Origin of the sequence: Vibrio sp. R-1 (genome assembly GCF_035615595.1) — a bacterium.
Classification (GTDB): Bacteria; Pseudomonadota; Gammaproteobacteria; order Enterobacterales; family Vibrionaceae; genus Vibrio; species Vibrio cholerae.
The window spans coordinates 1-527 of record NZ_WPDC01000294.1; the positions used below are offsets into that span (position 1 = coordinate 1).

General features: G+C 43.3%; 1 protein-coding gene. It reads right to left on the reverse strand.

The features are described from left to right. Positions 1 to 503: MazG-related protein (locus GOU96_RS18195; protein WP_267783553.1), on the reverse strand; the 503-nt coding region annotated here is incomplete at its 3' end. Positions 504 to 527 lie beyond the last annotated feature (24 nt).

Sequence of the window (527 nt, forward strand, 5' to 3'; positions counted from 1 at the left end):
TCACCCGTTAACTCTTGAATATCAATCCAATCAACTTCTCGGCCAAGTACACGTTTGTAAGCAACCAAATCATCAACGGGTATTGTCGGCACTACAACACCCAAGTATTCACATGAAACTGAACGCTCAAAATTGGTATGCAGCTCATACCACTCATCACTTTCCGATGCTCGTATTTTAGTTCCTGGCGCTAGGCCTATTTCTATTTTCTGTGAGCCATAAATCAACTGAAAATACTCTAAATCCCAAGAGCCTTCGATGTAATGAGTTAGAGGCTTTGAAATGTATTGGCTAACATCCGCCAAGATTTTATGCGCATCACTTTTGTGAATATAGAGGTCAATATCTGCGACTTCTCGTGAGCCGCCATGGATTTTGGCCGCTAAACCACCCACTATTTGATATGAAATTTGCTTCGACTCGAGAAGCTCTTTGAGCCACAGCAATGCAACTTTTACTTTCTGGCTCACAATCACCTCACTGGTTGTTTCATATTGCGCCATAACGCCCGGCTAAGGGGCTGGCAA